Source organism: Falsirhodobacter algicola, from assembly GCF_018279165.1.
GTDB classification, from domain to species: Bacteria; Pseudomonadota; Alphaproteobacteria; order Rhodobacterales; family Rhodobacteraceae; genus Falsirhodobacter; species Falsirhodobacter algicola.
On record NZ_CP047289.1, the window covers coordinates 117,347 to 142,163 of the forward strand.

The 24,817-nt window shown below is 68.1% G+C and carries 28 protein-coding genes; 14 read left to right on the top strand and 14 right to left on the bottom strand.

Features of this window, described 5'->3' with window-relative positions; genetic code table 11:
• Positions 1-34: 34 nt before the first annotated feature.
• Together folP and glmM are read left to right on the top strand one after the other, a co-directional pair.
• On the top strand, positions 35-1,009 hold the full coding sequence (folP, locus tag GR316_RS00600; RefSeq protein WP_211784149.1) for a dihydropteroate synthase: 975 nt from the start codon (positions 35-37) through the stop codon (positions 1,007-1,009).
• Entirely contained in the window at positions 1,006-2,349 is a 1,344-nt protein-coding gene (gene glmM / locus GR316_RS00605; protein WP_211784150.1) for a phosphoglucosamine mutase, read from the top strand. The genes folP and glmM overlap by 4 nt, the downstream gene beginning before the upstream one ends.
• A 202-nt stretch (positions 2,350-2,551) precedes the next feature.
• On the opposite strand, the gene ilvC is transcribed toward glmM, so the two are convergent.
• Positions 2,552-3,574 (bottom strand): ketol-acid reductoisomerase, encoded by a 1,023-nt coding sequence (gene ilvC, locus GR316_RS00610; RefSeq protein WP_211784151.1) that lies wholly within the window; start codon positions 3,572-3,574, stop codon positions 2,552-2,554.
• Positions 3,575-3,703: 129 nt separating this feature from the next.
• Between ilvC and GR316_RS00615 the strand changes: the two genes are divergently transcribed.
• From GR316_RS00615 to GR316_RS00640, 6 genes are read left to right on the top strand one after another with little or no spacing between them, the layout of a single operon-like run.
• Positions 3,704-4,159: an Lrp/AsnC family transcriptional regulator gene (locus tag GR316_RS00615; protein WP_211784152.1), complete on the top strand. Its 456-nt coding sequence runs from the start codon at positions 3,704-3,706 to the stop codon at positions 4,157-4,159.
• Positions 4,156-4,611, top strand: a complete 456-nt coding sequence (locus GR316_RS00620; RefSeq protein WP_211784153.1) for an Lrp/AsnC family transcriptional regulator — start codon at positions 4,156-4,158, stop codon at positions 4,609-4,611. The genes GR316_RS00615 and GR316_RS00620 overlap by 4 nt, the downstream gene beginning before the upstream one ends.
• Positions 4,612-4,622: 11 nt before the next feature.
• On the top strand, positions 4,623-6,656 hold the full coding sequence (locus GR316_RS00625) for an FUSC family protein (RefSeq protein WP_211784154.1): 2,034 nt from the start codon (positions 4,623-4,625) through the stop codon (positions 6,654-6,656).
• Entirely contained in the window at positions 6,653-6,856 is a 204-nt protein-coding gene (locus GR316_RS00630) for a DUF1656 domain-containing protein (protein ID WP_211784155.1), read from the top strand. The genes GR316_RS00625 and GR316_RS00630 overlap by 4 nt, the downstream gene beginning before the upstream one ends.
• Before the next feature lies 1 nt (position 6,857).
• Complete coding sequence (locus GR316_RS00635; protein ID WP_211784156.1) at positions 6,858-7,721, top strand: efflux RND transporter periplasmic adaptor subunit; 864 nt, start codon at positions 6,858-6,860, stop codon at positions 7,719-7,721.
• 38 nt (positions 7,722-7,759) lie between these two features.
• Positions 7,760-8,053 (top strand): HNH endonuclease family protein, encoded by a 294-nt coding sequence (locus GR316_RS00640; protein ID WP_211784157.1) that lies wholly within the window; start codon positions 7,760-7,762, stop codon positions 8,051-8,053.
• On the opposite strand, the gene GR316_RS00645 is transcribed toward GR316_RS00640, so the two are convergent.
• Positions 8,050-8,847, bottom strand: coding sequence for an SDR family NAD(P)-dependent oxidoreductase (locus tag GR316_RS00645; protein ID WP_211784158.1), 798 nt, complete (start codon positions 8,845-8,847; stop codon positions 8,050-8,052). The two genes, GR316_RS00640 and GR316_RS00645, sit on opposite strands and share 4 nt — an antisense overlap.
• 114 nt (positions 8,848-8,961) lie before the next feature.
• On the opposite strand from GR316_RS00645, the gene GR316_RS00650 reads away from it, so the two are divergent.
• Positions 8,962-10,785, top strand: a complete 1,824-nt coding sequence (locus GR316_RS00650; RefSeq protein ID WP_249218781.1) for a glycoside hydrolase family 15 protein — start codon at positions 8,962-8,964, stop codon at positions 10,783-10,785.
• A gap of 3 nt (positions 10,786-10,788) precedes the next feature.
• Here the strand turns inward: GR316_RS00650 and GR316_RS00655 are convergent, their stop codons facing one another.
• Complete coding sequence (locus GR316_RS00655) at positions 10,789-11,814, bottom strand: P1 family peptidase (protein WP_211784159.1); 1,026 nt, start codon at positions 11,812-11,814, stop codon at positions 10,789-10,791.
• A 157-nt stretch (positions 11,815-11,971) separates the two neighbouring features.
• Positions 11,972-12,541 carry a type 1 glutamine amidotransferase domain-containing protein gene (locus tag GR316_RS00660; RefSeq protein ID WP_211784160.1) on the bottom strand — a complete coding sequence of 190 codons (570 nt, stop codon included), beginning with the start codon at positions 12,539-12,541 and terminating at the stop codon, positions 11,972-11,974.
• A gap of 126 nt (positions 12,542-12,667) precedes the next feature.
• On the opposite strand from GR316_RS00660, the gene GR316_RS00665 reads away from it, so the two are divergent.
• On the top strand, positions 12,668-14,212 hold the full coding sequence (locus GR316_RS00665; protein ID WP_211784161.1) for a GAF domain-containing protein: 1,545 nt from the start codon (positions 12,668-12,670) through the stop codon (positions 14,210-14,212).
• A gap of 51 nt (positions 14,213-14,263) precedes the next feature.
• Positions 14,264-14,605, top strand: coding sequence for a PRC-barrel domain-containing protein (locus GR316_RS00670; protein ID WP_211784162.1), 342 nt, complete (start codon positions 14,264-14,266; stop codon positions 14,603-14,605).
• On the opposite strand, the gene GR316_RS00675 is transcribed toward GR316_RS00670, so the two are convergent.
• Together GR316_RS00675 and GR316_RS00680 are read right to left on the bottom strand one after the other, a co-directional pair.
• On the bottom strand, positions 14,606-15,007 hold the full coding sequence (locus GR316_RS00675) for a DUF1178 family protein (protein WP_211784163.1): 402 nt from the start codon (positions 15,005-15,007) through the stop codon (positions 14,606-14,608).
• A 49-nt stretch (positions 15,008-15,056) separates the two neighbouring features.
• Positions 15,057-15,491, bottom strand: coding sequence for an NUDIX hydrolase (locus tag GR316_RS00680; protein ID WP_249218782.1), 435 nt, complete (start codon positions 15,489-15,491; stop codon positions 15,057-15,059).
• Positions 15,492-15,626: 135 nt separating this feature from the next.
• On the opposite strand from GR316_RS00680, the gene GR316_RS00685 reads away from it, so the two are divergent.
• Complete coding sequence (locus GR316_RS00685; protein WP_211784164.1) at positions 15,627-16,742, top strand: acetoin utilization protein AcuC; 1,116 nt, start codon at positions 15,627-15,629, stop codon at positions 16,740-16,742.
• Here GR316_RS00685 and tpiA read toward each other — a convergent pair.
• Genes tpiA through GR316_RS00710 form a run of 5 tightly spaced genes read right to left on the bottom strand, consistent with a single transcriptional unit; the run spans position 16,725 to position 19,602 of the window.
• Positions 16,725-17,465 (bottom strand): triose-phosphate isomerase, encoded by a 741-nt coding sequence (gene tpiA / locus GR316_RS00690; RefSeq protein ID WP_211784165.1) that lies wholly within the window; start codon positions 17,463-17,465, stop codon positions 16,725-16,727. The genes GR316_RS00685 and tpiA overlap by 18 nt on opposite strands.
• Before the next feature lie 55 nt (positions 17,466-17,520).
• Positions 17,521-17,868: a HesB/IscA family protein gene (locus tag GR316_RS00695; protein ID WP_211784166.1), complete on the bottom strand. Its 348-nt coding sequence runs from the start codon at positions 17,866-17,868 to the stop codon at positions 17,521-17,523.
• Positions 17,869-17,878: 10 nt separating this feature from the next.
• Positions 17,879-18,232, bottom strand: a complete 354-nt coding sequence (locus GR316_RS00700) for an SUF system Fe-S cluster assembly protein (protein WP_211784167.1) — start codon at positions 18,230-18,232, stop codon at positions 17,879-17,881.
• A gap of 39 nt (positions 18,233-18,271) precedes the next feature.
• Complete coding sequence (dtd, locus tag GR316_RS00705) at positions 18,272-18,706, bottom strand: D-aminoacyl-tRNA deacylase (RefSeq protein WP_211784168.1); 435 nt, start codon at positions 18,704-18,706, stop codon at positions 18,272-18,274.
• Entirely contained in the window at positions 18,703-19,602 is a 900-nt protein-coding gene (locus GR316_RS00710) for a carbohydrate kinase family protein (RefSeq protein WP_211785051.1), read from the bottom strand. Before GR316_RS00710 ends, dtd begins: the two co-directional genes overlap by 4 nt.
• Positions 19,603-19,713: 111 nt before the next feature.
• On the opposite strand from GR316_RS00710, the gene GR316_RS00715 reads away from it, so the two are divergent.
• Positions 19,714-20,418 (top strand): DUF4396 domain-containing protein, encoded by a 705-nt coding sequence (locus GR316_RS00715; RefSeq protein WP_211784169.1) that lies wholly within the window; start codon positions 19,714-19,716, stop codon positions 20,416-20,418.
• Here the strand turns inward: GR316_RS00715 and GR316_RS00720 are convergent, their stop codons facing one another.
• Together GR316_RS00720 and GR316_RS00725 are read right to left on the bottom strand one after the other, a co-directional pair.
• Positions 20,419-21,582, bottom strand: a complete 1,164-nt coding sequence (locus GR316_RS00720; RefSeq protein ID WP_211784170.1) for a UbiH/UbiF family hydroxylase — start codon at positions 21,580-21,582, stop codon at positions 20,419-20,421. It abuts the gene before it with no gap.
• A gap of 4 nt (positions 21,583-21,586) precedes the next feature.
• Entirely contained in the window at positions 21,587-22,237 is a 651-nt protein-coding gene (locus GR316_RS00725) for a pyrimidine 5'-nucleotidase (RefSeq protein ID WP_211784171.1), read from the bottom strand.
• A 110-nt stretch (positions 22,238-22,347) separates the two neighbouring features.
• Here GR316_RS00725 and GR316_RS00730 point away from each other — a divergent pair, with 110 nt between their 5' ends.
• Complete coding sequence (locus GR316_RS00730; RefSeq protein WP_211784172.1) at positions 22,348-22,983, top strand: GntR family transcriptional regulator; 636 nt, start codon at positions 22,348-22,350, stop codon at positions 22,981-22,983.
• On the opposite strand, the gene GR316_RS00735 is transcribed toward GR316_RS00730, so the two are convergent.
• Positions 22,980-24,803: a glycosyltransferase gene (locus GR316_RS00735; protein ID WP_211784173.1), complete on the bottom strand. Its 1,824-nt coding sequence runs from the start codon at positions 24,801-24,803 to the stop codon at positions 22,980-22,982. The genes GR316_RS00730 and GR316_RS00735 overlap by 4 nt on opposite strands.
• Between the last annotated feature and the right edge of the window lie 14 nt (positions 24,804-24,817).

Genomic DNA, 24,817 nt, shown 5'->3' on the forward strand with positions numbered 1-24,817 from the left:
GGACACGGGCCGCACCGTGGGTAGAAGTGCGGCCATGACCTGTTTCCGCCCCATCGCCCAGACCGATCCCGCCCGACCGCGCGGCGCACTGACGCTTGCCGGCGGCTGGTGCTGGTTCGCCTTCGTGGAGGTGATCGAGCGCGGCCACCGCGAGGTGATCGCCGCCGCCGAACTGCCCGAGGATATGCGCGCGCGGCTGACCGCACAGCGCCCGGCGCTGCACGGCCTCGGCTGGGACATGCCGCGCATCATGGGCATCGTGAACGCAACGCCCGACAGCTTTTCCGATGGGGGCAGCTATGACCCCGTCGCGCAGGCCCGCGCGATCGCGGTCGATGCCGATCTTCTGGATATCGGCGGCGAGAGCACGCGCCCCGGCGCCGCCACCGTCCCGGTGGAGGAAGAGATCGCCCGCATCCGCCCGGTGATGGCCGCGTTGCAGGGCCTTTGCCCGCTGTCCATCGACACGCGCAAGGCCCCAGTGGCCGCCGCCTCGGGCGCGCAGATGGTGAACGACGTCTCGGCAATGCTGTACGATCCGGACATGGCCGCAACGGTTGCGCGCATGGGCGCCTCGGTCTGCCTGATGCATGCCCAAGGCGCGCCGGAGACGATGCAGGACGATCCGCGCTATGACGATGTGCTGCTGGATGTGTACGCCCATCTGGAGGAGCGGATCGCCGCGGCCGAGGCGGCGGGCATTCCCCGCGCGCGCATCGTGGTCGATCCGGGGATCGGTTTCGGCAAGACGCAGGCGCATAACCTCGCGCTGATCCGGGGGCTGTCGGCCTTTCACGGGCTGGGATGCCCGATCCTCCTCGGCGTGTCCCGCAAGGGCTTCATCGGGCGGATCGGCGCGGCCGAACGGCCGGCGGACCGGATGCCCGGCAGCGTGGCCGTAGGGCTGGCGGGCGTGGCGCAGGGGGCGCAGATTCTGCGCGTGCATGATGTGGGGGCGACGCGGCAGGCGCTGGCGCTCTGGATGGCCTCGACGAAAGGGACGATATGAACCGCAAGCTGTTCGGCACCGACGGGGTGCGCGGCACCGCCAACACCGCCCCCATGACGGCCGAGGTCGCGCTGCGCCTCGGCCTTGCGGCGGGCAAGTATTTCCAACGCAAATCGGCCTTGCCGCGCGTGGTGATCGGCAAGGACACGCGCCTGTCCGGCTATATGCTGGAAAACGCGCTGACGGCCGGGCTGACGGCGATGGGGATGAACGTGCTGCTGCTTGGCCCGGTGCCGACGCCGGCGGTGGGGTATCTCACGCGCTCCATGCGGGCGGATCTGGGGGTGATGATCTCCGCCAGCCACAACCCGCATCAGGATAACGGCATCAAGTTCTTCGGCCCCGACGGCTTCAAGCTGTCCGATGCCGCCGAAGCCGAGATCGAGGCGCTTCTGGGCACCGACATCCCGCTGGCCGATCCCGGTGCGATCGGGCGCGCCAAGCGGATCGAGGATGGGCGCGGGCGCTATCAGGAATACGCCAAGACGACCTTCCCGCAGGGGGTGCGGCTCGATGGGCTGAAGGTGGTGATCGACTGCGCCAACGGTGCAGCCTATCGCGCCGCGCCGGAGGTGCTGTGGGAGCTAGGCGCCGAGGTGATCCCCGTAGGCACCAGCCCGAACGGCAAGAACATCAACTTGCGTTGCGGCTCCACCCATCCCGAAGCGGCGGCCGAGGCGGTCGTGGCGCATGGCGCCGATGTCGGCATCACGCTGGACGGGGATGCGGACCGGGTGATGATCCTCGATCAGCAGGGCCGCGTGGCGGATGGCGATCAGATCATGGCGCTGCTGGCCGCCCGTTGGGCCGAAGAGGGGCGCCTGAAGGGCGGGGCGCTGGTTGCCACCGTCATGTCGAACCTTGGGCTGGAGCGGTTCCTGCAGGGGCGGGGCCTGCGTCTGGAACGCACCCCGGTGGGCGATCGCTATGTCGTGGAGCGGATGCGCGAGGGCGGCTTCAACCTCGGCGGCGAGCAGTCGGGCCATATCGTGATGACCGATCACACCACCACGGGCGATGGCCTCGTGGCCGGGTTGCAATTCCTTGCGGAAATGGCCCGGTCGGGGCGGGCGGCGTCGGAACTGACCCACAGTTTCGAAACGGTGCCCCAGATGCTGAAGAACGTTCGCTATGCCGCCGGGCAGGAACCGTTGGCCGCGCCGTCGGTGCAGGCGGCGATCGCGGCGGCCGAGGCGCGCCTGAACGGGCATGGCCGCCTTCTGATCCGCAAGTCGGGAACGGAGCCGCTGATCCGCGTCATGGCCGAGGCCGAGGATACCGATGTGCTGTCGCAGGTCGTGGACGGCATCGTGGAGGCGGTCAGCCAAGCGGCGGTCTAGGGAACCTTTGCCGCAAGGGCGTGTTTCCTTTGCGATGATGCGAAAGGAAGCGGACCGATGCAGGTTGAAACTCTTCTCGTCCTCGGTGCCGGACTGAGCCTTCTGGCGGCGGCGGCCTTCGTCTTCGGGCCGCGGCCGGCGCGGGCGAAGGCCGGGGCGGGACGCAAGTGAAAAGGGCGCCCGGTGGGGCGCCCTTTCGTCATCAGTTCCGCTCGCGGTCGACCATCTTGCCCTTGGAGATCCAAGGCATCATGCCGCGCAGCTTCTCGCCGACCTGTTCGATCTGGTGTTCGTCGTTCAGGCGGCGCGTGGCCTTGAAGAACGGCTGACCCACGGCGTTTTCCTGCATGAAATCGCGGACGAACTTGCCGGTCTGGATGTCCGTGAGGACCTCCTTCATGCGCTTCTTGGTTTCCTCGTAGGGCAGGATGCGCGGGCCCGACACGTATTCGCCGTATTCGGCCGTGTTTGAGATCGAGTAGTTCATGTTCGCGATGCCGCCTTCGTAGATCAGGTCCACGATCAGCTTCACCTCGTGCAGGCACTCGAAATAGGCCATCTCGGGTTCGTAACCGGCCTCGACCAGCGTCTCGAAGCCCATGCGGATCAGTTCCACGAGGCCGCCGCACAGCACGGCCTGCTCGCCGAAGAGGTCGGTTTCGCATTCTTGACGGAAGTTCGTCTCGATGATGCCCGAACGACCGCCGCCGATGGCGGAGCAGTAGGACAGACCGATTTCCATCGCGCGGCCCGAGGCGTCGTTATGCACGGCCACGAGGCACGGCACGCCGCCGCCTTTGGTGTATTCGCCGCGCACGGTGTGACCGGGGCCTTTGGGGGCCATCATCAGCACATCGACGCCCGGCTTCGGCTCGATCAGGCCGAAATGCACGTTCAGGCCATGGGCGAAGGCGATGGCGGCGCCTTCCTTCAGGTTATCATGGACGTATTTCTTGTACGTCTCGGCCTGCAGCTCGTCGGGCATGGTGAACATGATCAGGTCGCACCATGCGGCGGCCTCGGCGATGCCCATGACCTTCAGGCCTTCCGCTTCGGCCTTCTTGGCCGAGGGGGAGCCGTCGCGCAGCGCCACGACGAGGTTCTTCGCACCCGAATCGCGCAGGTTCAGCGCATGGGCGTGACCTTGGCTGCCGTAGCCGAGGATCGCGACCTTCTTGTCCTTGATCAGGTTGATGTCGCAATCGCGATCGTAATAGACGCGCATGATGTTCTCCGTCAGTATCGTGTCTGGGGTAGAATACCGATGATCGACGCGCCGTGCATTGCGATCTTTCCTTGAATCGCGCTGATTTCGATTTAATGATGTTCGAATGCGCCATTGAATGAAAACATCATGCTCGACGATACAGACCGCCGGCTGCTGCGGCATCTTCTGGGCGATCCCACGCTGTCCACGGGCGATCTGGCCGAACAGACGGGCGTGTCGGCGGCCACGGTCTGGCGCCGCTTGGAACGTCTGGCCGAGCAGGGGATCATCCGCGCGCAAGAAGCGGTGATCGATTGGCGCGCCCTTGGGTACGGGGTGGAGGTGTCGCTGCGCTTCACGCTCGACAAGACCGCGCCGCGCGCCTTCGACGATTTCATCGCCGCCGCCCGCAGCGTGCCCGAGGTTCTGGCGATCGAGACGTTTCTGGGCCGCGTCGATCTGCGGCTGAACGTGATCGCCCGCGACATGGCCCATTGGCAGGACATCTACCGGGACCGCATCCTGACGCTGCCGCATATTTCCGACATCGAGGCGCTGATGCTCGTCTCCACCCTCAAGAACGCGGAGGCGCTGCCGGTATGATCGCATTGGACGATACGGACCGCGCGCTGCTGCGGGCGCTGGCGCAGGATGCGACGCAATCGGCGGGGGCGCTGGGGCGGCGGCTCGGCCTGTCGCAGCCTGCGGCATGGCGGCGGGTGCGACGGCTGGAACAGGCGGGCATCCTTGCCGGGCGGCGCATCGTGGTGGATCGGGCGGCGCTGGGGTTCGGGGTGACGGTGTTCCTCGGAATTAAGCTGGCCACCAAGGGCCGCGTCAGCCTCGAGGATTTCGAGCGTGCGGCCATGGCCATCCCCGAGGTGCAGATCGTGCAGCATGTCCTTGGCATGTTCGACTACCGCCTGCGGGTCGTCGCGCGCGACATCGGCGATTTCGAACGGGTGCTGCGCCGCCGCATCATGACGCTTCCCGGCATCGGGCAGGTGGAGGCGAACGTTCTTCTGACCGAGGAACGTCTGCCCGGTCCGATCTGATGGCGGCGCTGATGCAGGGTAGCGCCCCACGGGAGGCATGGCACCTGTCCTCGCCTCTGATGCGGCGGGCGATCTATGCGCTGAAGGTGGCGCTGACGGTGGTTCTGACGCTGTTCGTCGCCTTCATGTTCAACCTCGATCACACCTATTGGGCGCTGATGACGGTGCCGCTGATCGTCCGCCCCGAGGCGGGAACGATGGTCTGGCGCAGCACGGCGCGGCTGGCGGGCACCTTCGCGGGCGGGCTTGCGGGCTGCGCGCTGGCGCTGTCCTTCGCGCAATCGCCGGTGCAGGCGATCGGTGGGCTTGCGCTCTTTCTGCTGCTCGTCGGCTATCTGACCCGGATGCAAAGCGGGATCGACGCCTATGGCTATGCCACCGGCGGGTTCACCGCGCTGGTCATCACGATCAGCGCCGCCACCGATCCGACGCTGGCATGGCCCCTGACGCTGGCCCGCCTGACCGAGACGATGATCCCGATCTTCTGCGGCTTCGTGGTGATGCTGGTCGTCTTTCCCCGCAGCGTGACGGACAATGCGGGCCGGTCGTTGCAGGCGGCGCGGGGGGTGCTGCTGGGCTTCACCGGGGATGTGCTGAAGGCCGATCACGCCCCGCCCTCCGCCCCCGAGCGGGAGGTGATGGTGGCCATCGGCGCAGCGCATACGGATCTGCGCTCGCTCGTCTATGAGCGCTCGCGCAAGGGGTGGCGGCGGCCGGGGATGGCGGATGTCGCCCATGCGATGGACCGCTTGACCGTGGCCGTGACCGCACTGCGCTTTGCCCAAGAGGATGCGCCCGGCGCCGCCGCCAGCCCCGTACGGGCCGAGCTCTTGACGCTGGTGGAGGCGCTGGCCGCCGCGCAGACCGCCGCCGAGCGGGTGGCTCTGGGCCAGCGCGCGGACCGGCTGACCGTCTTGCCCGAAGGCCCGCAGCCGATCCCGAAGGGCCGCCTTGCCGCCCCCGGCGATGTGGTGGCCCGCTGCCTTGCGCTGGTGGCGCTGCGCCTGCGCGAATTGGCATGGGCCGAGGCGCTTCTGGCCGATCCCGAAGGCACCGCGCCGCAGATCCCGGCGCGGCCGGCGCGCCGCCCCTCCATCCGCCGCTACCGCGACCATGTGGCGGCGCTGCAGAACGGGGCGCGCCCGGCGATCATGCTGATCCTGATGTCGATCGCATGGCTGGGCACGGGCTGGTCGGCGGGGTCGTCGATCGTGACCATCGTGCCTGCCCTGACGCTGCTGCTGCCGACGATCGTGCCGCGCGCGGTGCGGGTGAAGGCGGGGCAGGCGCTGACGCTGGGGCTGACGGCGGGCCTCGTGATCGGCCTTGCGCTGATGATGGCGCTCAATCACGTCGAGGGGTTCGTGGCGCTTGCGCTGCTGCTGGGGGCCGCCGTCTTCGTCATCTTCTTTCTGGCCGGAGAGTTGCAGCTTCTGCCGCTGGCGATCGGCAGCATGATCATGATCTCGGTCGGGCTGCAATTTTCGAACACGCCCAACTTCGATCCGCTGACGCTGTTCAACGCGGCGGCGGGGCTGTTCTTGTTGCCGCCCTGTTTCATCGCGGCGCTGACCATCCTCTTCCCCGAGGATCGGGGCTGGCTGCGCAGCCATCTGCGGCGCGGCACGACGCGCCTGATGACTCGCGCCGCAACCGCCCGCAGCGACAGCCATGACGATGGTCTGGACGAGATGATCGACATGTTCACCGATTATGGGCCGGGCCTGTCCACCGATCTGCCGCAGGATGCCGCCCTGATCCGCCGCGCGCGGGGCGCGCTGGTGGCGAGCCTCTGCTGCCACGATCTGCGGCGGCAAGAGGCCTCGATGCCCGCAGGCATCGCCCGCCACGGCCCGGCGCTGCGCGCGGCGGCATGGGCGGCGGTGCGGGGGCGCGGGGTGCCGGACGCGCCCTTTGCCAGCCTTGCGGCCGCGCTCGGCCCCGTCCCGGACGACGCGACCCGCCGCTATGCCGAGATTGCCGAACTGCTGCGCAGCATCATATCGCGCCATATCCTGTCCCCAAACCCCAAGGAGGGCCCATGAAAAGCGAGATCGCCATTCTCGGGCTCTATGTGCCGGGGCTGCTGTTCTGCGCCGTCGTGGCGTCGGCGCTGTGGTTCCTCGTGGACGCGCTGATGCTGCGGATGGCGGCATGGCAATGGTTCTGGCATCCGCCGCTGGCGCGGCTTGCGCTCTATTTCCTTCTTCTGGCGCTTGCCGTCGCCCTCGTTCCGGAACTGTAGAATGATCTTCATCCGCCTCGTCCTGACCGCCGTGATCGCCATCGCCGCCGTGTTCTGCGGCCTCTATGTCTGGGATCAGGTGTTCCGCGACCCGTGGACGCGCGATGCGCATGTGCGGGCGAACCTCGTGCGCGTGGCGCCGCAGGTCTCGGGCGCGGTGACGGAGGTGCCGGTGGCCAACAACGCCTCGGTGCAGGCCGGCGATCTTCTGTTCCGCATTGACGATGCCAGCTACCGCCTTGCCCTTGCGCAGGCCGAGGCGAACCTTGCCAATGCCAAAGCGACCGCCGCCAATGCCCGCCAGCAGGCCGACCGGCTGAAGCAGATCCAAGACCGCGAGGCGCTGGCCGTCGCCGCCGTCAATCTGGAGGAGGCGGAGCTTCAGGCCGATGCCGCCGATGCCGATGTGAAGGCCGCCGAGGCGCAGCTTAGCAAGGCGCAGCTCGATCTTTCGCGCTGCGAGGTCCGTGCGCCGGTGGCGGGGCAGGTGACGAACCTCGGGATCCATATCGGCGATTACGCCAGCACCGGCACCGCCGCGATGACGCTGATCGACACCGGCAGCTTCCGCGTCGATGCCTTCTTCATGGAAACGCAGATCGACCGGATCGCGGTGGGCGATGCGGCCCGCATCCGCCTGATGGCGAATGGCGAGGAACTGACAGGCACGGTGACGGGCATCGCCTCGGGGATTTCTTATGCGCAGGACACGTCCAGCTCGCTCTTGCAGGCGCCGGAGCCGTCGTTCCAATGGATCCGGCTGGCGCAGCGCATCCCGGTGGAGATCGCGCTGACCTCGCAGCCGGCGCGCATCGGGCTGGCGAACGGATTGACGGTGACGGCCCGCGTCGCCGCCGAGGACTGAGGCTTGCGCGGGGGTTGGGCTGTGCCCACATCGGTGCCATGCCCGATCCCGTCTGCCCCTTGTGTCTGCGGCCGATTCCGCCGGATGTGCCGCAAAGCCTGCACCACCTCGTTCCCAAGCTGAAGGGCGGGGCCAAGGGGCCGACCGTGCTGCTGCATCATCAATGTCACAAGGAAATCCACGCCGTCCTGACCGAGGCGGAATTGGCGCGGGAGTTCAACACCCTCGAGGCGCTGCGCGCCCATCCGCGCCTACGCCGCTTTGCCGATTGGATCGCGAAGCGGCCGCCGGGGTTCCTGTCGCGGACCCCCGGCGGCACGCGCAAACGTTAGACCGTCAGCACGGCGCCGGAATCGACGCGGTAATTGGCGCCGTTCACGAAGCTGGCCTGCTGCGAGCAAAGGAACACGATCACGGCCGCGACCTCTTCGGCCTCGCCGCGGCGGTTCAGGGCCATGCCGGGGCGGTTCTCCTTCAGGAAGGACTCGATCGCCTCCTCGAAGCTTTCGCCGCGTTCCTCGGCTCGGTTGCGCATCATGGCATCCGTCATCGGCGATGCGATGAAGGCCGGGGCGACGGTGTTCACCAGCACGTTGTCCGGCCCATAGGCCTTCGACAGACCCTTGGCCAGCGTCGTGATCGCGGCCTTGCTGGCGCAATAGGGCAGCTCTTCGACATAGGGCTGCTCGGCATCCTCGGAACTGACGAGGATGACGCGGCCCCAGCCCTTGCGGCGCATGGCGGGGATGGCGGCGCGGCTGATGCGGACGGCCGACATCAGGTTCGTCTCCATCGTGTGGTGCCAGCCGTCATCGTCGATCTCGAGGAAATCGCCCTGCGCGCCGGTGATGCCGGCGGCGCTGACGAGGATGTCCGGCTCGCCCATGGCGGCGGTCACGTCCTTGTAGAGGCGGGCGGTGTCGGCGCTGTCGGTCAGGTCGGCGGCGAAGGTCTGGATCTCCCCCAGCGCCTTCAGGTCCTTGGCGGCGGCGGTCACGCCGTCCTCCTTCAGGTCGGTTAGGGCGACGCGGGCGCCTTCCTCCAGCAAGAGGCGTGCGGTCGCGGCGCCGATGCCGCCCGAACCGCCCGTTACCAGCGCAAGCTTACCTTCCAGTCCCAGCTTCATGATCTGCTCCTTGTTTCGGTGTCGCCCCGTCAACACCGCCCCGGACGGGGATGTTCCCCCGGGAACCCCAAGGCACGGGGACGTGTTTGCCCCGGCCCCCCGGAAGGAAACACGATGCTGGACGATCTACGCCACGGGATCTGCGACACGGCCCGGACCCATGACCCCCGCCGCCGCGAGGACGGCTTTCTGCCACTCGACGGGTATGGCGCATTGGGGGAGGGCCGCTCCGTCGCGCTGAGCGGCGAGGACGGTTCGGTCGATTGGTGGTGCGTGCCGCAGATGGATTCGCCCCCGCTGTTCGACCGGCTGCTGGACCCGGCCGAGGGCGGATATTTCGCGATCCAGCCCGTCGGCGCGTTCCAGACCCGGCGCGCCTATCGCCGCAACAGCAACGTGTTGGAGACGTGGTTCACCACCGAGGATGGCGAGGCGGTGCTGACGGAATCGCTCAACAGCAGCACGGCGGGGCGGCTGCCTTGGGCCGAACTGGCCCGGCGGGTGGAATGCACGCGCGGGTATATGCGCTTTCGCGTGGTGCTGCGGCTGGGGCGGCGGGCGGGCACGGTCTCGCCCTTCATGTCGCGGATCGGCGGCAAGGCGGTCTTTCATGCGGGCGACGTGCTGGGCCTCTTGCTGACCGGCCCCCGCGTCAGCATCGAAACGGCCAGCGATGACGGCGTCGCCGCCGCGCTGTCCCTGTCCGAGGGGGAGCGCGAGATCCTCGCCATCGTCGCGGGCGAGGGGGAGCCGCTGGTCGTGCCGGACCTTGCCGATATCGACGCGCGGATCGACACGTCGGACGAGGAATGGCGGCAGTGGTCGTCACATTTCCGCGATGGGGACGGCTATGCCGCCTTCATGTTGCGCAATGCGCTGGCGCTGAAGATCCTGCTGTTCTCGCCCACCGGGGCGATCGCGGCGGCGGGGACGACCTCGCTGCCCGAACGGATCGGCGGCGACAAGAACTACGACTACCGCGCCGCGTGGATCCGCGACGCGGGATACACCATCAACGCCTTCATGCGCATCGGCGCCGAGGCCGAGGCCAAGGCCGCACTGACATGGTTGTTGAAGATGATGGAGGTGCATGGAACGGCGGTGTGCTTCTCGCTCAACGGCAAGGCCATCGGCGAGGAGCGGTTCATCGAGGTGCCCGGCTATCGCCATTCCAGCCCGGTGCGCGTGGGCAACCGTGCGGGGGATCAGTTCCAGCACAGCACCTATGGCGATATTTTCCAGACGGTTTCGGCCTTTTTGCAGGCGGGCAACATCCTCGATCCCGGCAATGCCGCGCGGCTGTCGGATCTTGCGGACGAATGCGCCAACCGCTGGCGCAGCAAGGACAGCGGCATCTGGGAACTGCCGGAACTGCGCCATTACACCACCTCCAAGATCAGTTGCTGGCAGGCGCTGACCCGGGCGGTGGAACTGGCCGATGCGGGCCAGCTTCCCACCACCTGCCGCGACCGGTGGGAGCGGGAGGCGGGCCGCATCCGCCACTGGATCGAGGAGAATTGCTGGTCCGAAGAGCTTGGCGCCTATGTCATGTATCCCGGCAGCACGGCGCTGGATGCGTCGATCACGCTGGCGGTGCGCTTCGGGTTTCCCAGCCATGACCGGCTGCGCCGCACGCTCGATGCCGTGGACCGGCATCTGGGGGCGGGGCCGTTCCATTACCGCTATGGCGGGATGGACAAGGAAGAGGGCTGCTTCATCGCCTGCTCCTTCTGGATGATCCTTGCCCGTGCCCTGCTGGGGGAGGCCGACGAGGCCCGCCGCCGGTTCGATGTGCTGGAGGAGCTTTTGGGCCGCGGGCCGGGCATCTATCCCGAGATGATCGATCCCGAGACCGGCGAATGGCTGGGCAACCTGCCGCAGGGCCTGTCGCATCTGGCGGCGTTGCAGGCGGCGGGCGCGCTCTGCGACGCCGAATAGCCGTCAGAGCCAGCGCAGCGGGATCGCCAGCGCCGGGATATGGGCGGGGCGCGCCTCGGCGGTGTTCCAGCCATCCGTATCCTCGGCCGCGCAGAGGGAGTTGAGGATCGCCTCCTCCGCCGCCTCGATCGCGCATTCGAAGAGGGGGGACATGGCGTCGTTGCCCAACTCTTCGATCATTGCGGGGCCGGCGCGGCGGTCCGGGGTGCGGCGGGCGCTGGGCGAGGTCGAAAAGGCGATGGCGTAATCCCCCGATCCGTTCGACAGCGCGGCCCCGGTGCGGGCAAGGCCGCCGAAGGCACGTTCGGCCAGCCGCCGCAGGTTCCGATCCCCAAGGGGCGCATCCGTCGCCAGCACGATCATGATGGAGCCGTCGCGATCATGTGCCGGGTCCGAGGATACCGGGCGCCCGTCGATCCGCAGCAAGCCGCCGAAATTGCTTTGAACCAGCACGCCCAGCGTCCATGCCCCCGCGCGGCGCGAGGCAGTGCCGATCCCGCCCTTCAGCCCGAACGCCACCGTTCCCGTACCGGCCCCGACCGCACCTTCGGCCACGGAGCCGGGGCGGGCGGCCGACAGCGCGGCGGCGATCTCGTCGGTCGTGGGACGACCGGCGCGGATGTCGTTCAGGCGGGAATCGTTCGTCTCCCCCACGATGGGATTGACGGAGGTGACACGCTCATTTCCTGGCTGGCGCAGCGTCCATGCCAAGGAGGCCTCTACCGCGCGGCCGGTGGCGAGGGTGTTGGTCAACAGGATCGGGGTCTCGATCTCCCCCAATTCGCGCAGTTGCGTCGCGCCGGCCAGCTTGCCGAAGCCGTTAAGAACGGCCAGCCCCGCCGGAACCTTGTCCTGAAAGAGGTTGCCGCCATGCGGCAGGATCGCCGTCGCCCCGGTGCGGATGCGGTCGCCGTCACGCACCGTGGAATGGCCGACCGATACGCCCGCCACATCGGTGATCGCGTTCAGCGGTCCGCAGGGATGGCGGCCGATGGCGATGCCAAGCTCTCTGAGGCGGGGACGGGTCATGGGCGCTCCGGCGTTGCTGCGCGCGTGTCATAGCGCCGCCGGGGCAGGGGCGAAAGGCGCGCGGACGGGCCGCGCGCCTTTCGGGATGGTCAGAGGGCGATGATCAGGATCACGATGATCGCCGCCGCCGCGAGGAGGATGCCGCGCGATGGGGTCATCAGGCGCTGCGCGCCATCTTGGAATGGCGGCCCTCCCCGATTTCCTCGACCAGCTTGGCGCAGAAGGCGGGCAGGTCATCGGGCTTGCGGCTGGTGACGAGGCCGCTATCGGTCACGACCTCCGCATCCGTCCATGTGCCGCCCGCATTGCGGATGTCGGTTTGCAGGGACGGGAAGGATGTCAGCTCGCGGCCCTTCACGATGCCGGCCTCCACCAGCACCCACGGGCCGTGGCAGATCGCGGCGACGGGTTTGCCCTGCGCCACCATCTCATGGACGAGCGCGACGACGCCCTTGTCGGCCCGCAGCCGGTCCGCACCCACGGTGCCGCCCGGAATGACGATGCCGTCGAAATCCTCGGCGCGGACCTGTCCGATCGTCTTGTGGACGGCATGTTCGCCGCCCGGTTCCAGATCGCCGTTCACGGCCTTGGCCGGGCCGTCCTTCAGGCTGACCACGACGACGGAGGCCCCGGCCTGTTCCAGCGCCTCCTTCGGCTTGGTGAATTCCACCTCTTCGGTGCCTTGGGGGGCGATCAGGATCGCGACGGTTTTTCCATCAAGTGCCATGGTGTTCTCCTTTTTCGCTTGCGGGGAAACAACGAAGCGGGGCAGGAAGTGTTCCTGCACGTTCCTGTCAGATGGTGGATGATGACGCCAAATGATCGCGTCGACGCACTCGATGCTCTTGGCATCATGGATACACCGCCCGAACCGGATTTCGAGAATCTGGTCGCGGTGGCGCGTACGCTATGCCGCACGCCGATCGCGCTGATCAGCCTCGTGCATCGGGACCGCCAATGGTTCAAGGCGCGCATCGGGCTCGATCCCGAACAGACCACGCTCGATCAATCCGTCTGCGCCCATGCCCTGAGCGAGACGGGCCTGCTGGTGATCCCGGACATGACCGCCGATCCCCGCACGCGGGACAATCCGCTGGTGACGGGTCCTCCGGGGATGCGCTTCTACGCCGGGGCGCCGCTGTGGCTGAACGGTGCGGCGCTGGGCACGCTTTGTGTCATCGACACCGCCCCCCGCCCCGAAGGGCTGACGCCCGAACAGGCCACCGCGCTGGAGGCGCTGGCCACGCAGGTCGTCTCGCAGATCGAAACCCGCGCCCGCGCCCGCCAATGGTACGCCGAGAACGAGCGTCAGAAACGCTCGCTCCGTCAGGCGGCGGTCCGGGCGACGGCGCTGGCGGGCCTTGGCGATCGGCTGCGGGCCACGCGCTCGGTGGACGAGGCGATCGCCGCCGCCTCGGAGGTGATGGCCCAGACCATGGGCGCGACCCGCGCCGGTTTCGGCATCGTCGATCCCGAGCGGGAGACGGTGATGATGCAGCCCGAATGGCGCGCGCCGGGCGTCGCCTCGGTCGCGGGGCTGCACAGCTTTCGCACCTATGGCAGCTATATCGACGATCTGAAGCGCGGGGAGATCGTGATCGTCCCCGATGTGGCGCAGGACCCGCGGACCCAGACCGGGGCGGCGGCCCTGCTGGCCATCGGCATCCGGGTGCTGATCAACGTGCCGGTGCTGCAGAACGGGCGCTTCGTGCTGGTCGTGTTCCTTCATTACGACTGGCCGCGCCCGCTGGATGACGACGAGGTGGATTTCATCCGCGCGCTGGGCGACCGTATTCAGGCCGCGATCACCGGCCTTCGCGCGCAAGAAGAGCGCCAGTTGATGAACCGCGAACTCGGGCATCGGCTGAAGAACACCTTCGCGATGATCACCGCCATCGCGCGGCAGACCTTCGGCAGTCAGGACCGCAAGGCGCTGCGCAGCTTCTCGGCCCGGCTGGCGGCGCTGGGCGGGGCCTATGATCTGCTGGCGCATGAACGCTGGGCGGCGGCGGACATGGCGCTGGTCGTGCGCAACGCCACCGCCGTGACCGGCGGAGAGGAGCGCGTCCGCGCCGAAGGCGTGCCGATCATGCTGGGGGCGGAGGCGGCGCTGTCGGCGGCGATGCTGCTGCACGAACTGATCACCAATGCAATGAAATACGGCGCGCTGTCGGTGCCTGCGGGCCATGTCAGCCTGACATGGGCCGTGGAGGGCGAGGATCTGGTGCTGGCATGGGAAGAGCGGGGCGGCCCGCCCGCCGCGCCGCCCACGCGCAGCGGCTTCGGCTCGCGCCTGATCCGCATGGGGCTGATCGGTTCTGGCAAGGCCGATCTCGATTTCCGGGCCGAAGGGCTTTCGGCATCGTTCCGCGCCCCGGTGGAGCATCTGAGCCGCTGACGGGAACCGCGCCGCGCCCTGAATGGTTTCCCCGGCGTGGAGGATCCAATCATGGCAAGCAGCACGATTTCCAGCAAGGACGTGAACGGCAGCACCGTCTACAGCCCCGACGGGCAGCATCTGGGCCATATCGACCATCTCGTGATCGACAAGATGTCGGGACAGGTCGCCTATGCCGTGATGGGCTTTGGCGGCTTTCTGGGCATGGGCGAGGGGCATCATCCGGTGCCGTGGCGCAAGCTGACCTTCGACACCAAGCTGAACGGTTATGTCACCGACATCACCAAGGAGGCCCTTCAGGGCGCGCCCGACCGCCCCCACGATTGGCAGGAGAATCGCGACTGGGCGACGACCTTCTACGGCTATTACGGGATCGCGCCCTACTGGATCTGATCAGTTGGTGCGATCGCGCGGCAGGAAGGGCAGGGGGGCGACGGGCACGCCGTCCTCCACCAACTTCTTGGCATCCTCGAGGCGGGCCACGCCGTGGATCGCCCGTTCCGGGGCATCGCCTTCGTGCATGCGGCGGGCCTCGGTGACGAAGTTCATGCCGACATATTCGGAAGTTTTCTCGATCCGCTCGCGTAGGGCGGCGAGGGCCTTTTCGCGCTCGGTCACGGGGGCGGAAAGGTCGGGGCGCAGGGCGGGGGCCATGATCGCCTTTTCCACCTGCGTTTCGCCGCATTCGGCGCAGGCAAGGTGCCCCGAGGCCTGCAACGCGTCGAACGCGCCAGCCGAGGCGAACCAACTGTCGAACACATGGCCCTGCCGGCATTTGAGGCTGTAACGAATCATGACCCCCTCCCGATATGTGCCTGCGGAGGTAAGCAGATCGGCAGAAGATTCAAGCGTCTTCGAACGCGCGCAGAAGCGCGGCCAGATCCGGCTCGCGCACCAGCCGCGCCGCCTTGGAGCAGCTGACCCAGCGGCGGCGGCGCTGCTTGCGTTCGGGATAGTCCTTTTCCAGCGCCCGCACCTTCAGCGCGAAGACACGGACGCGGGTGCGCAGGCTGACCACCGCATTCTTTCGCCGCGACATCACTTTGTCGTAAAGGAACGAACCGATCGGGACGGAGGCCACGTCGCCGCGCACGCCCGCCTCTTCCCACGCCTCTTGGGCTGCGGCACCTGCAGGGGTCCGATCCTCCATCGGCCAGCCTTTGGGAATGACCCAGCGGCCGGTTTCCCGACTGGTGATCAGAAGGATCTGCCTCCGGCCGTTCTTCACACGCCAACAGAGCGCACCATATTGCAGGGCACTGGCGGTATGTGAAATCACGGCATGATCCTGAGGCAAGGACCCTGTCTCCTCTCCGACTGTTGGGGAATGTCCGATTATGCATTCGGACCATTGACACTAATGTAAAGCCGCAGATGTGAATTCAACGTGAATGCCAAGGATTTTCCCCCCGTGATGCCCCATATGCGACACCCTGTCCTGATCGGGTCCGAAATCTACCGGCATTCCACCTATGGCCGGATGCATCCGCTGCGGGTGCCGCGGGTGTCCACGGTGATGGATCTGGCGCGGGCCTTGGGCTGGCTTCCGGCGGCGCAGTACCGGCGCAGCCCCCGCGCGCGGGCGGCGGCGCTGACATGGTTTCACAGCCCCGATTACATCGCCGCGCTGCAGACCGCCGAAGCGTTGGAGGAGCCGACGCCCGAGATGCAGACCCGCCATCATCTCGGCACGCTGTCCAATCCCATGTTCCCCGAAATGTTCCGCCGCCCCGCCACGGGGGCGGGAGGGATGCTTCTGGCGGCGGAACTGGTGGAGCATGGGGGCATCGTCCATGTGCCGGGGGCGGGCACGCATCACGGCCTGCCGGACCGGGCGAACGGCTTTTGCTATCTGAACGATTGCGTGATCGGGATGATGGCGCTGCGGGCGCGCGGGGCGCGGCGCATCGCCTATGTCGATATCGACGCGCATCATTGCGACGGGGTGCAGCATGCCTTTGCCGGGGATGCGGACACGCTGCTGATCTCCACCCACGAAGAGGGGCGGTGGCCATTTACCGGCGCGCTGCAGGACGATGGGGGTGGCAACTGCCTCAACCTGCCGGTGCCGCGCGGGTTCAACGACACCGAGATGCGGGCCATCCGCGATGAGGTGATCCTGCCCGCCGTGCAGGCCTTTGCCCCCGATGCGATCGTGCTGCAATGCGGGGCCGACGCGGTGGAGGAGGACCCCCTTGCGCGCCTGTCGCTGTCGAACAATGCGCATGTCGGCGTGATGCAGGGGCTGCGCCCCTTGGCGCCGCGCATGATCGTGACGGGGGGCGGGGGCTACAACCCGTGGACGGTGGGGCGCTGCTGGACGGCGGTCTGGGCGGCGCTGACGGGACAAGAGGTGCCGGACCGTCTGCCCGCCGAGGCCGAGGCCGTGCTTCGGGGCCTGTCGTGGCGGGGCGGGGCGCGCCCGCCCCCCGCGCCGCATATCCTGACGACGCTGCTCGATCCGCCCCGCGAAGGCCCCCTGAGGCCCGAACTGCGCGAGCGGATCGCCGTTCTACGCCGCCGCTTCTAGGGCCGCGATGATCGCTCCGAAATCGCTAGCCTTCAGGCTGGCCCCACCGACCAGCGCGCCGTTCACATCGGGCAGCGCGAAGATCTCGGCCGCGTTGGACGGTTTCACCGACCCGCCATAAAGAAGCGCGATCTCGGCCGTGCCGAAACGGTCCTGCAGCTGACGGCGCAGGGCCTCGTGCACCTCGACGATCTGTTCGTTCGTGGGCGTGCGCCCGGTGCCGATGGCCCAAACGGGTTCGTAGGCGATGACGAGGCGCGCCGCATCCGTCCCCTCGGGCAGCGATCCGTCGATCTGCGAGGCGATGATGTCCAGCGTCCGGCCTGCATCGCGCTCGGCCTCGGTTTCACCGACGCAGACGATGGTCATGAGGCCCGCGGCCTGCGCCGCCGTCACCTTGGCCGCGACGACGGCATCGCTTTCGCGGTGATCGGCCCGGCGTTCGGAATGGCCGAGGATGACATGCCCGGCCCCCGCATCCACCAGCATCGCCGCCGAGATGTCGCCCGTATGCGCCCCGCTTGCGGCGGCATGGCAATCCTGCCCGCCGACCTTCAGCCCGCTGCCCTGCACCGCCGCCGCCATCCGCGCCAAAAGCGTGGCGGGCGGGCAGATCAGCACGTCGCAAGCGGGGGCGGGGTGCTGGGCCAGCAGCGCCTCGATCTCGGACAGGCTGTCGCCCGTTCCGTTCATCTTCCAGTTTCCGGCAGCCAATCCGCGCATGTATCCTCCATTCGCTTTGCCCAGAAGCTAGGGCATCGCAGGAGGGGAGGAAACCTCAATCGCGGAACTTCACCGACTCGCCGCAGCCGCAGGCATCGACGACATTGGGATTGCGGAACTTGAACCCCGATTCCAGCAGCGAGGTTTCATAGTCGATCTCGGTGCCGAAGAGGAACATCTGCGCCATGGGCGCGATCATCACGCGGGCGCCGTCCTGTTCCACCATCTCGTCCATGGGATCGACGGCGGTGACATAGTCCATCGTGTATTCCATGCCCGCGCAGCCGCCCTTCTTGACGCCGATGCGCAGCCCGGCCGAGCCTTGCTTCGTCATCAGCCGGGCGATCTGCCGTGCTGCGGCGGGCGTGATGCTGACCGCCTGCTTTCCGGGAATAGAGAACATGGACGCCTCCTTACATGAAGCCGAGTTCGAGCCGCGCCTCGTCCGACATCATCTCCATCCCCCAAGGCGGATCGAAGGTCATGCCGACATCGACATGCTTGACGCCGGGCAGGGGTTCGATCGCCTCGGCGACCCAGCCGGGCATTTCGCCGGCCACGGGGCATCCGGGGGCAGTCAGGGTCATCAGCACCTGAACCTCGTTCTCATCGTTGATCTCGATCGTGTAGACGAGGCCGAGATCGTAGATGTTCACCGGGATCTCCGGATCGTAGACGGTGCGGCACGCATCCACCACCGCGTCATAGAGCGGATGCTCCGTCGTGGACGGTTTGATGAGCGGGGTGCCTTCGGAAATGTCGGTCATGGCGGATCCTTTGTTGCCGCCAATATAGGGACGCGTCCGCTATGCCTCAACCCAGATCGTGACGGGGCCGGAATTGACGAGCGCCACCTGCATGTCGGCGCCGAAGCGGCCCGTCTCCACCGGAACCTCGCGCGCGAGGCAGGCGGCGAAATGTTCGTAGAGGCGGCGGCCCTCGTCGGGCGGGGCGGCGGCCGAAAAGCCGGGCCGCGTGCCGCGCCGGGTATCGGCCGCCAGCGTGAACTGGCTGACGACCAGCGCCGCGCCGCCGGTATCGCGGACGGACAGGTTCATCTTGCCCTCTGCGTCGCGGAAGATGCGCTGCTTGACGATGCGGGCGGCCAGCTGTTCGGCATGGGCCTCGGTATCGCCCTGCATGGCGCAGACCAGCACCAGAAGGCCGGGGCCGATCTTGCCGATCACCTCCCCCTCGACGGTGACGGAGGCTTCGCTGACCCGCTGCAGCAGTGCCCTCACAGCTCGTGCGACCACGGGGGGGTGGCCCCCGCGCGCGACACGGTGACGGCGGCGGCGCGCGTGCCCAGCGTCAGCGCGGCATCCAGCAGATCGCCGGACCAATCGGCCCCCTTGTGCAGCGCGCCCGCCCGGTCCAGCGCGGCCAGAACGCCCGCATTGAACGTATCGCCCGCACCGACGGTATCGGCCACCGTCACCTTGGGGGCGGCGACGAAGCGGTTCTCGGTCTGGGTGATGGCGCGCGCGCCCGCGGCCCCTTCGGTCAGCAGCACGAGGCGCGGCCCCTTGGCCAGAAGCCCTTGCGCCAGGTCGGCCGGATCGCCGGGGCCTTCGAGCCAGTGCAGATCCTCGTCCGAGATCTTGATGATGTCCGACAGCGCGATCATGCGGCCGATCCGGTCGCGATAGGCTTCCGGATCGCGGATGAAGCTGGGGCGGATGTTGGGGTCCAGCATGGTGACGCGGTGCGCCGCCTCGCGCTGCATCAGCGCGGCATAGGTGTCGGCCGCCGGTTCCCCGACGAGGGAGATGCCGCCGAAGAACAGCGCCTTCACCCCATCCGGCAGCGCGGGCAGATCCGCGACCGACAGGCTGCGCCCGGCGGTGTTCTCGTCATAGAAGGCATAGCTCGCCTGACCGTTCGTCAGCGTCACGAAGGCCAGCGTCGTCGGCCGGTCCGACCGCACGGCCAGCGAGGTGTCCACCTTCGACGCCTTCAGCGCCGCATCGAGCCGCGCGCCGAACAGGTCCGTCGAAAGGCCCGACAGGAAACCCGCCTCCGCCCCAAGCCGACCGAGCGCGATCGCCGTGTTGAACACCGCGCCGCCCGCATGCGGGGTAAAGCCCTCCCCTTGGGCCAGCATGTCGATCAGGGCTTCGCCGCAGCACAGGATCATCGTCCGCTCCATTCCGTATCCGGCGCAGACCGTAACGGCCGGAACCGTTGCGCGCAATCGGGGAACCGCGCGCGGGCGGGCCTTCTTGACCCTGTAAAGGAGGTAATCGCCATGCCCGACTGGCTACACACCCTATCCATCCTGTCGCTTCTGCTGGGGCTCGCCTCGGCGGTGATCGTGCTGATCGACGGCACGCGCCGCATGCAGCACATGGCCATCATGAAGATCGTCTGGCCGCTCGTTGCGCTGTTCGGCGGGCTCTTCACGCTGGCCTTCTATTGGCGCTACGGGCGCGGGATGCCGAAGGGGCACGAAATGCACCACATGGACCCGCCGCCCTTTCCCGTTTCGGTTGCGAAGGGGGCGGCGCATTGCGGCGCGGGCTGCGCGCTCGGCGACATGCTGGCCGAGGGGCTGGCACTGGCGGTGCCGGGGGTGCTGGTCTGGATGGGGTATGGCAGCCTCTTCGAGGAGCGCATCTTCGCGACATGGGTGCTCGATTTCATCTTCGCCTTCGGCCTCGGTGTCGTGTTCCAGTATTTCGCCATCGCCCCGATGCGCGATCTGTCGCCCGGCGCGGGCATCCGTGCGGCGCTGAAGGCCGATACGCTGTCGCTGACCTCGTGGCAGGTCGGCATGTACGCCTTCATGGCGTTGGCGCATTTCTGGCTCTTCGGCCACATCCTCGGCGTCGATCTGCCCGTGGCGAGCGCCGAGTTCTGGTTCATGATGCAGATCGCGATGCTCTGCGGCTTCGCAACCTCCTATCCGGTGAACTGGTGGCTGATCCGCAAGGGCATCAAGGAGCGGATGTGATCACCGCCCCATGCCGGCGCGCATCAGCGCCCGGCGCAGGGGCCGCGCGGCGTGCAGCCCGCCCAACAGCGCCGCGCGCAGATCGCGCATCATCGGCGGGGCCAGCATCGACGCGCGGTTGAGCGCGCCGATCCCCGCCGCCCGGAGCCGCACCGTCCCATGGCGGCGGCGGTGATACGCCTCCAGCATCGCGGCCGAGCCGAGCGTCTCGGGCCGCGCCAGATCGAGCAGCGCCGCCAGATCGGCCAGCGAGGTGTTCAGCCCCTGCGCGCCGATGGGCGGCATCACATGGGCGGCCTCGGCCATCAGGGCCAGCCGCTCCCCCGCCATGCGGGTGGCGATCTGCGCGATGATGGGAAAGATCCCGACGCCGGAGGCCAGCGTCAACTCCCCCAGCACGCCCGCGGACCGCTCCGTTGCGGCGCGGCTCAGATCCTCGGGGGGGAGGGCGCGCAGACGCTCGGCCTCGGGGCCGGCCTCCATCCAGACGACGGCGGATTGGTGCTGCCCGTCCCGGTCCGGCAGCGGCACAAGCGTGAACGGCCCGCCCGAACGGTGCACCTCGGTGGAGACGTTTTCATGCGGAACGCGGTGGCCGACGCGAAAGGCGAGGGCCTTTTGCCCGTAGCGCGTCACCCGCGCCTCGATCCCGGCGGCGCGGCGCATGGCCGAATCGCGTCCATCCGCCGCGATCACCAGCCGCGCCTGCACCGAACCGCCGTCCGAAAGCGTCACCCGTGCCTCGGCCTCGCGGGTGGCGAGGCGCTGCGCGGCGGCCCCGCGCAGATGGCGCACATTCGGCAGCGCCGCCAGCCGCTCGGTCATGACGCGGCGCAGAAGGGTGTTGGGAAGATTCCAGCCGAAGGGGGCGTCCGAAATCTCGGCGGCATTAAATTCGGTGACGACGCGCGGTTCGGGCAGCACCCCCCCGGCATCGACGATGCGCATCACCTGCAAGGGCGCCGCTTCGGGCGACAGCACATCCCAGAGGCCCGCCGCCTCCAGCACCGGAATCGCGGGCTGCAGGAACGCGGTGGAGCGCAGATCCTCGGGCGGGTCGGTGACGGGATCGACGCAGATCACGTCGTATCCGGCGCTGCCGAAAGCTGCCGCCGCCGTCAGCCCGGCAATGCCGCCGCCCGAAACGAGGATGTCCGTCTTCATGGTCCTATTGCCCCAGCAGGCGGCCGAGAAAGCCGCTCAGATCATCGGTATGGTGATGTATATGGGGCGCGGGGGCGGGGATGTCAGCCACATGCACCGTCCGCATCCCCATCGCATGGGGAACGGCCAGATTGCGGGGGTCGTCCTCGAACATGGCGGCGCGGGCGGGATCGAGCCCGTCGAGGGCGAAGATCGTCTCGAAGGCGGCGCGTTCGGGTTTGGGGCGGTAGGCGGCGTTCTCCACGCCGTAGACGGCATCGAACAGACCCGACAGGCCCCGCGCCGCCAGAACCCGCCGCGCATAGGGGGCCGAGCCGTTGGTGAAGACGATCCGCCGCCCCGGCAGGCGGCCGATATGCTGGGCCAATTGCGCATCCGGCGTCAGATGGTCGAGGGCGATGTCGTGCACATCCTCCAGATAGGGGACGGGATCGACGCCATGTTCGCGCATCAGGCCCGCCAGCGTGGTGCCGTGCAGCCGCCAATAGGCGGCGCGCAGATGGTCGGCCTCGTCGCGGCCCACCGACAGGGTGCGCATCACCCAGTCGGTCATGCGCCGTTCGATCTGATCGAAAAGGCGGGCGGAAGGGTGATAGAGGGTGTTGTCGAGATCGAACACCCACGTGCGCACATGCTGGAAATCATTGGCAATCATGGCGGGGATGTTACGGTGGCGGGCGCGGCGCGGCAATCGGCCTCCGCGGCAAGGGTTGCAACAGATTGCCGCGGCGGCAAGGATGCCGCTTCGGAACAGGGGGCGCCTCGGTGCAGAAAGACGCTTATTCGCTGATCATCGCCGCCATCGAGGGCGGCACCTACAAGCCGGGGGACCGGCTGGTCGAATCCGAACTGGCCGAACGGCTCGGCGTGTCCCGCACCCCCGTCCGCGAGGCGCTGCAGCGGCTGGAAACGCAGTCCATGCTGGTGCGCGACGGGCGCAGCCTGATCGTCGCGGCGCTGGATCACAACCAGTTGGCGGAATTCTACGTCGTCCGCGCCGAGTTGGAGGGGCTGGCCGCGCGGCTGGCCGCCCGCCATGGCCGCGACGAGGAGATCATCGTGCTGCGCCGCATGGTGGAGGAGGACAAGAGCCTTCTGGGCGGCGATCCGCAATTGCTCAGCCGGGCGAATCGGCGCTTTCACAAACAGATCCATCTGGCCTCGCACAACCGCTTCCTCGTGCAGCAGCTCGGCCTCTTGCAGCGGTCGATGGCGCTGATGGCGGGCACATCGCTGGCGGCCGAGGGGCGGGACGGCGATGCCATGACCGAGCATGAGGCGATCGTGACCGCGATCGAGGCGCGGGACGGCGATGCCGCCTACGAGGCGCTGCGCCGCCATATCAGCCGCGCCTTCGAGACGCGCCTTCTGGTCGATGCGGGGGAATTGAAGCTGCGCTAGCCGAAATGCCCGTGCGAAGTCTTGTCCCAGTAGAAGGGGTTTCGCACCATCTCCCACAGCGCCTTGTAGACCGAGAAGGTCGCGAGCGGGAAATAGAGCAGCATCGTCGGCACCCAGAGCGGGTTCATCCGGTGGCCCGTCTTGCGGATGGCGAGGATGCCGATGGTGATGTTGATCGCCTCGGTCATCAGGAACATCGCCACCAGCAGGATGACGCACCAGCCGGGCAAGGCCTGCGTCACCGGATGCGGCAGGCCCAGTGCCAGCAGCCAGTACGACCACAGCACCGGCGCAAGGATGGCCTGCGACAACGCGCAGAAGAACATGATCTGAAAACCGATGAAGGCCCGCGCCCCGATTTCCCGCCACAGGCGGGCCGGGGCGCGCATATGGACGATCCACGTCATCATATAGCCCTTCTGCCAGCGGGAGCGCTGCTTCACCCATGCCAGCGGCATGCAGTTCGCCTCTTCTTGCGTGACGGTGGCGATCATCTCGGTCCGGTAGCCGGACCGGGCAAGGCGCAGGCCCAGATCGGCATCCTCGGTCACGTTATGGGCATCCCACGCGCCGACATGTTCCAGCACCTCGCGGCGGACATAGAGCGTGGTCCCCCCCAGCGGGATCGCCATCCCCATGCGCTGAATGCCGGGCAGGATCACGCGGAACAGCGTCGCATATTCGATCGTGAAGCAGCGCGCGATCCAATTCGTGCGGGGGTTGTAGTAATCCAAGATCCCCTGAAGGCAGGCCAGTTCCGGCCCCGCGGCGGCAAAGCGCGCGACGACGCGGCGGATCTGATCGGGGGCGGGGGCATCCTCGGCGTCGAAGATGCCGACGATGCTGCCCCGGCAGGTCGAGAGCGCGTGGTTCAGCGCCCGCGGCTTCGTCTTCAGCTTGCCATGCGGGGTGACGATGACCCGCATCCATGGCGGCAGCGCGGCGCGGGCAAGGGCGTCGCGCGTCAGGTGGTCGCGCTCCTCCACGGCCAGAAGGATCTCCAGCCGCTCGCGCGGATAGTCGAGGCAGGACAGGCGCTGGATCAGGCGTTCGGCGATGTCGGCCTCGCGGTAGAGGGCGACGATGACCGACACGATGGGCAGGCGCGCCGGCAGCGCGCTGGGCGGCGGCGGCACGGCCCGGTGCGCGGCGATGGCCGCCGCCAGCTTCAGCCCCATGCACAGCACGAGCGAGATCACCGCCCAGATCGTCGCCGCCGCCAGCACCCCTCCGGGCCAGAGCAGCACGAGCCCGCCCAGCACCACCAGCCCAAGGGCCAGCGGCTGTTGAACGGCGGCCGTGCTCCAGCCGCGGCAGCTGTAGCGGTCGGGAACGCGGTGCTGGGCCAGAAGCGCCAGCGTCGCCCCGCGCGCGGCCAGAAGGGCGGCGTTGATCCCGCCCTCGTCGGCCAAGGCGCAGACGACGGGGCCGAACCGGGCGGCGAGATGCTCCCGCTCGGCATCGAACACCTCGGGCAGGGGGGCGAGGATCACCGTCACACCGCCGACCTGACGCCATGGCAGCACCCCGCGGCGCAGGCACCAATCGGCATCGGCGCGGTCGATCAGACGCGGATCGGGGGCCTCGGTTCGCGGATCGACATGCAGGATGCCGAAATGCCGTGCCAGAAGGGGATAGAGCCGGTCCGCCGGCACCGATCGCAGCGCCAGAAGCGCCGCTGCCAGCGACAGATCCTGCCGCAGGGCAAAGCTGCGCGCGTTGGCGATCGCATCCTCGGCCAAAGCACCTTCGGCAAGAAGGCGGCGGGCCAGTGTCAGCCGCTGCGGATGGCGCACCGCCCCCGGGGACGATCGCCGCAAGATGGACGCCATGC

Excerpts from the sequence above, each read along its gene's own strand:
- GR316_RS00635 (WP_211784156.1), top strand. The coding sequence starts at position 6,858 with ATGATCTTCATCCGCCTCGTCCTGACCGCCGTGATCGCCATCGCCGCC.
- GR316_RS00660 (WP_211784160.1), bottom strand. The coding sequence starts at position 12,541 with ATGGCACTTGATGGAAAAACCGTCGCGATCCTGATCGCCCCCCAAGGC.
- GR316_RS00725 (WP_211784171.1), bottom strand. The coding sequence starts at position 22,237 with ATGATTGCCAATGATTTCCAGCATGTGCGCACGTGGGTGTTCGATCTC.
- GR316_RS00630 (WP_211784155.1), top strand. The coding sequence starts at position 6,653 with ATGAAAAGCGAGATCGCCATTCTCGGGCTCTATGTGCCGGGGCTGCTG.
- GR316_RS00710 (WP_211785051.1), bottom strand. The coding sequence starts at position 19,602 with ATGATCCTGTGCTGCGGCGAAGCCCTGATCGACATGCTGGCCCAAGGG.
- GR316_RS00670 (WP_211784162.1), top strand. The coding sequence starts at position 14,264 with ATGGCAAGCAGCACGATTTCCAGCAAGGACGTGAACGGCAGCACCGTC.
- glmM (WP_211784150.1), top strand. The coding sequence starts at position 1,006 with ATGAACCGCAAGCTGTTCGGCACCGACGGGGTGCGCGGCACCGCCAAC.
- GR316_RS00650 (WP_249218781.1), top strand. The coding sequence starts at position 8,962 with ATGCTGGACGATCTACGCCACGGGATCTGCGACACGGCCCGGACCCAT.
- GR316_RS00720 (WP_211784170.1), bottom strand. The coding sequence starts at position 21,582 with ATGAAGACGGACATCCTCGTTTCGGGCGGCGGCATTGCCGGGCTGACG.
- tpiA (WP_211784165.1), bottom strand. The coding sequence starts at position 17,465 with ATGCGCGGATTGGCTGCCGGAAACTGGAAGATGAACGGAACGGGCGAC.
- GR316_RS00620 (WP_211784153.1), top strand. The coding sequence starts at position 4,156 with ATGATCGCATTGGACGATACGGACCGCGCGCTGCTGCGGGCGCTGGCG.
- GR316_RS00655 (WP_211784159.1), bottom strand. The coding sequence starts at position 11,814 with ATGACCCGTCCCCGCCTCAGAGAGCTTGGCATCGCCATCGGCCGCCAT.
- GR316_RS00715 (WP_211784169.1), top strand. The coding sequence starts at position 19,714 with ATGCCCGACTGGCTACACACCCTATCCATCCTGTCGCTTCTGCTGGGG.
- GR316_RS00675 (WP_211784163.1), bottom strand. The coding sequence starts at position 15,007 with ATGATTCGTTACAGCCTCAAATGCCGGCAGGGCCATGTGTTCGACAGT.
- GR316_RS00685 (WP_211784164.1), top strand. The coding sequence starts at position 15,627 with ATGCCCCATATGCGACACCCTGTCCTGATCGGGTCCGAAATCTACCGG.
- GR316_RS00625 (WP_211784154.1), top strand. The coding sequence starts at position 4,623 with ATGCAGGGTAGCGCCCCACGGGAGGCATGGCACCTGTCCTCGCCTCTG.
- GR316_RS00700 (WP_211784167.1), bottom strand. The coding sequence starts at position 18,232 with ATGACCGACATTTCCGAAGGCACCCCGCTCATCAAACCGTCCACGACG.
- ilvC (WP_211784151.1), bottom strand. The coding sequence starts at position 3,574 with ATGCGCGTCTATTACGATCGCGATTGCGACATCAACCTGATCAAGGAC.
- GR316_RS00665 (WP_211784161.1), top strand. The coding sequence starts at position 12,668 with ATGGATACACCGCCCGAACCGGATTTCGAGAATCTGGTCGCGGTGGCG.
- folP (WP_211784149.1), top strand. The coding sequence starts at position 35 with ATGACCTGTTTCCGCCCCATCGCCCAGACCGATCCCGCCCGACCGCGC.
- GR316_RS00640 (WP_211784157.1), top strand. The coding sequence starts at position 7,760 with ATGCCCGATCCCGTCTGCCCCTTGTGTCTGCGGCCGATTCCGCCGGAT.
- GR316_RS00615 (WP_211784152.1), top strand. The coding sequence starts at position 3,704 with ATGCTCGACGATACAGACCGCCGGCTGCTGCGGCATCTTCTGGGCGAT.
- GR316_RS00695 (WP_211784166.1), bottom strand. The coding sequence starts at position 17,868 with ATGTTCTCTATTCCCGGAAAGCAGGCGGTCAGCATCACGCCCGCCGCA.
- GR316_RS00645 (WP_211784158.1), bottom strand. The coding sequence starts at position 8,847 with ATGAAGCTGGGACTGGAAGGTAAGCTTGCGCTGGTAACGGGCGGTTCG.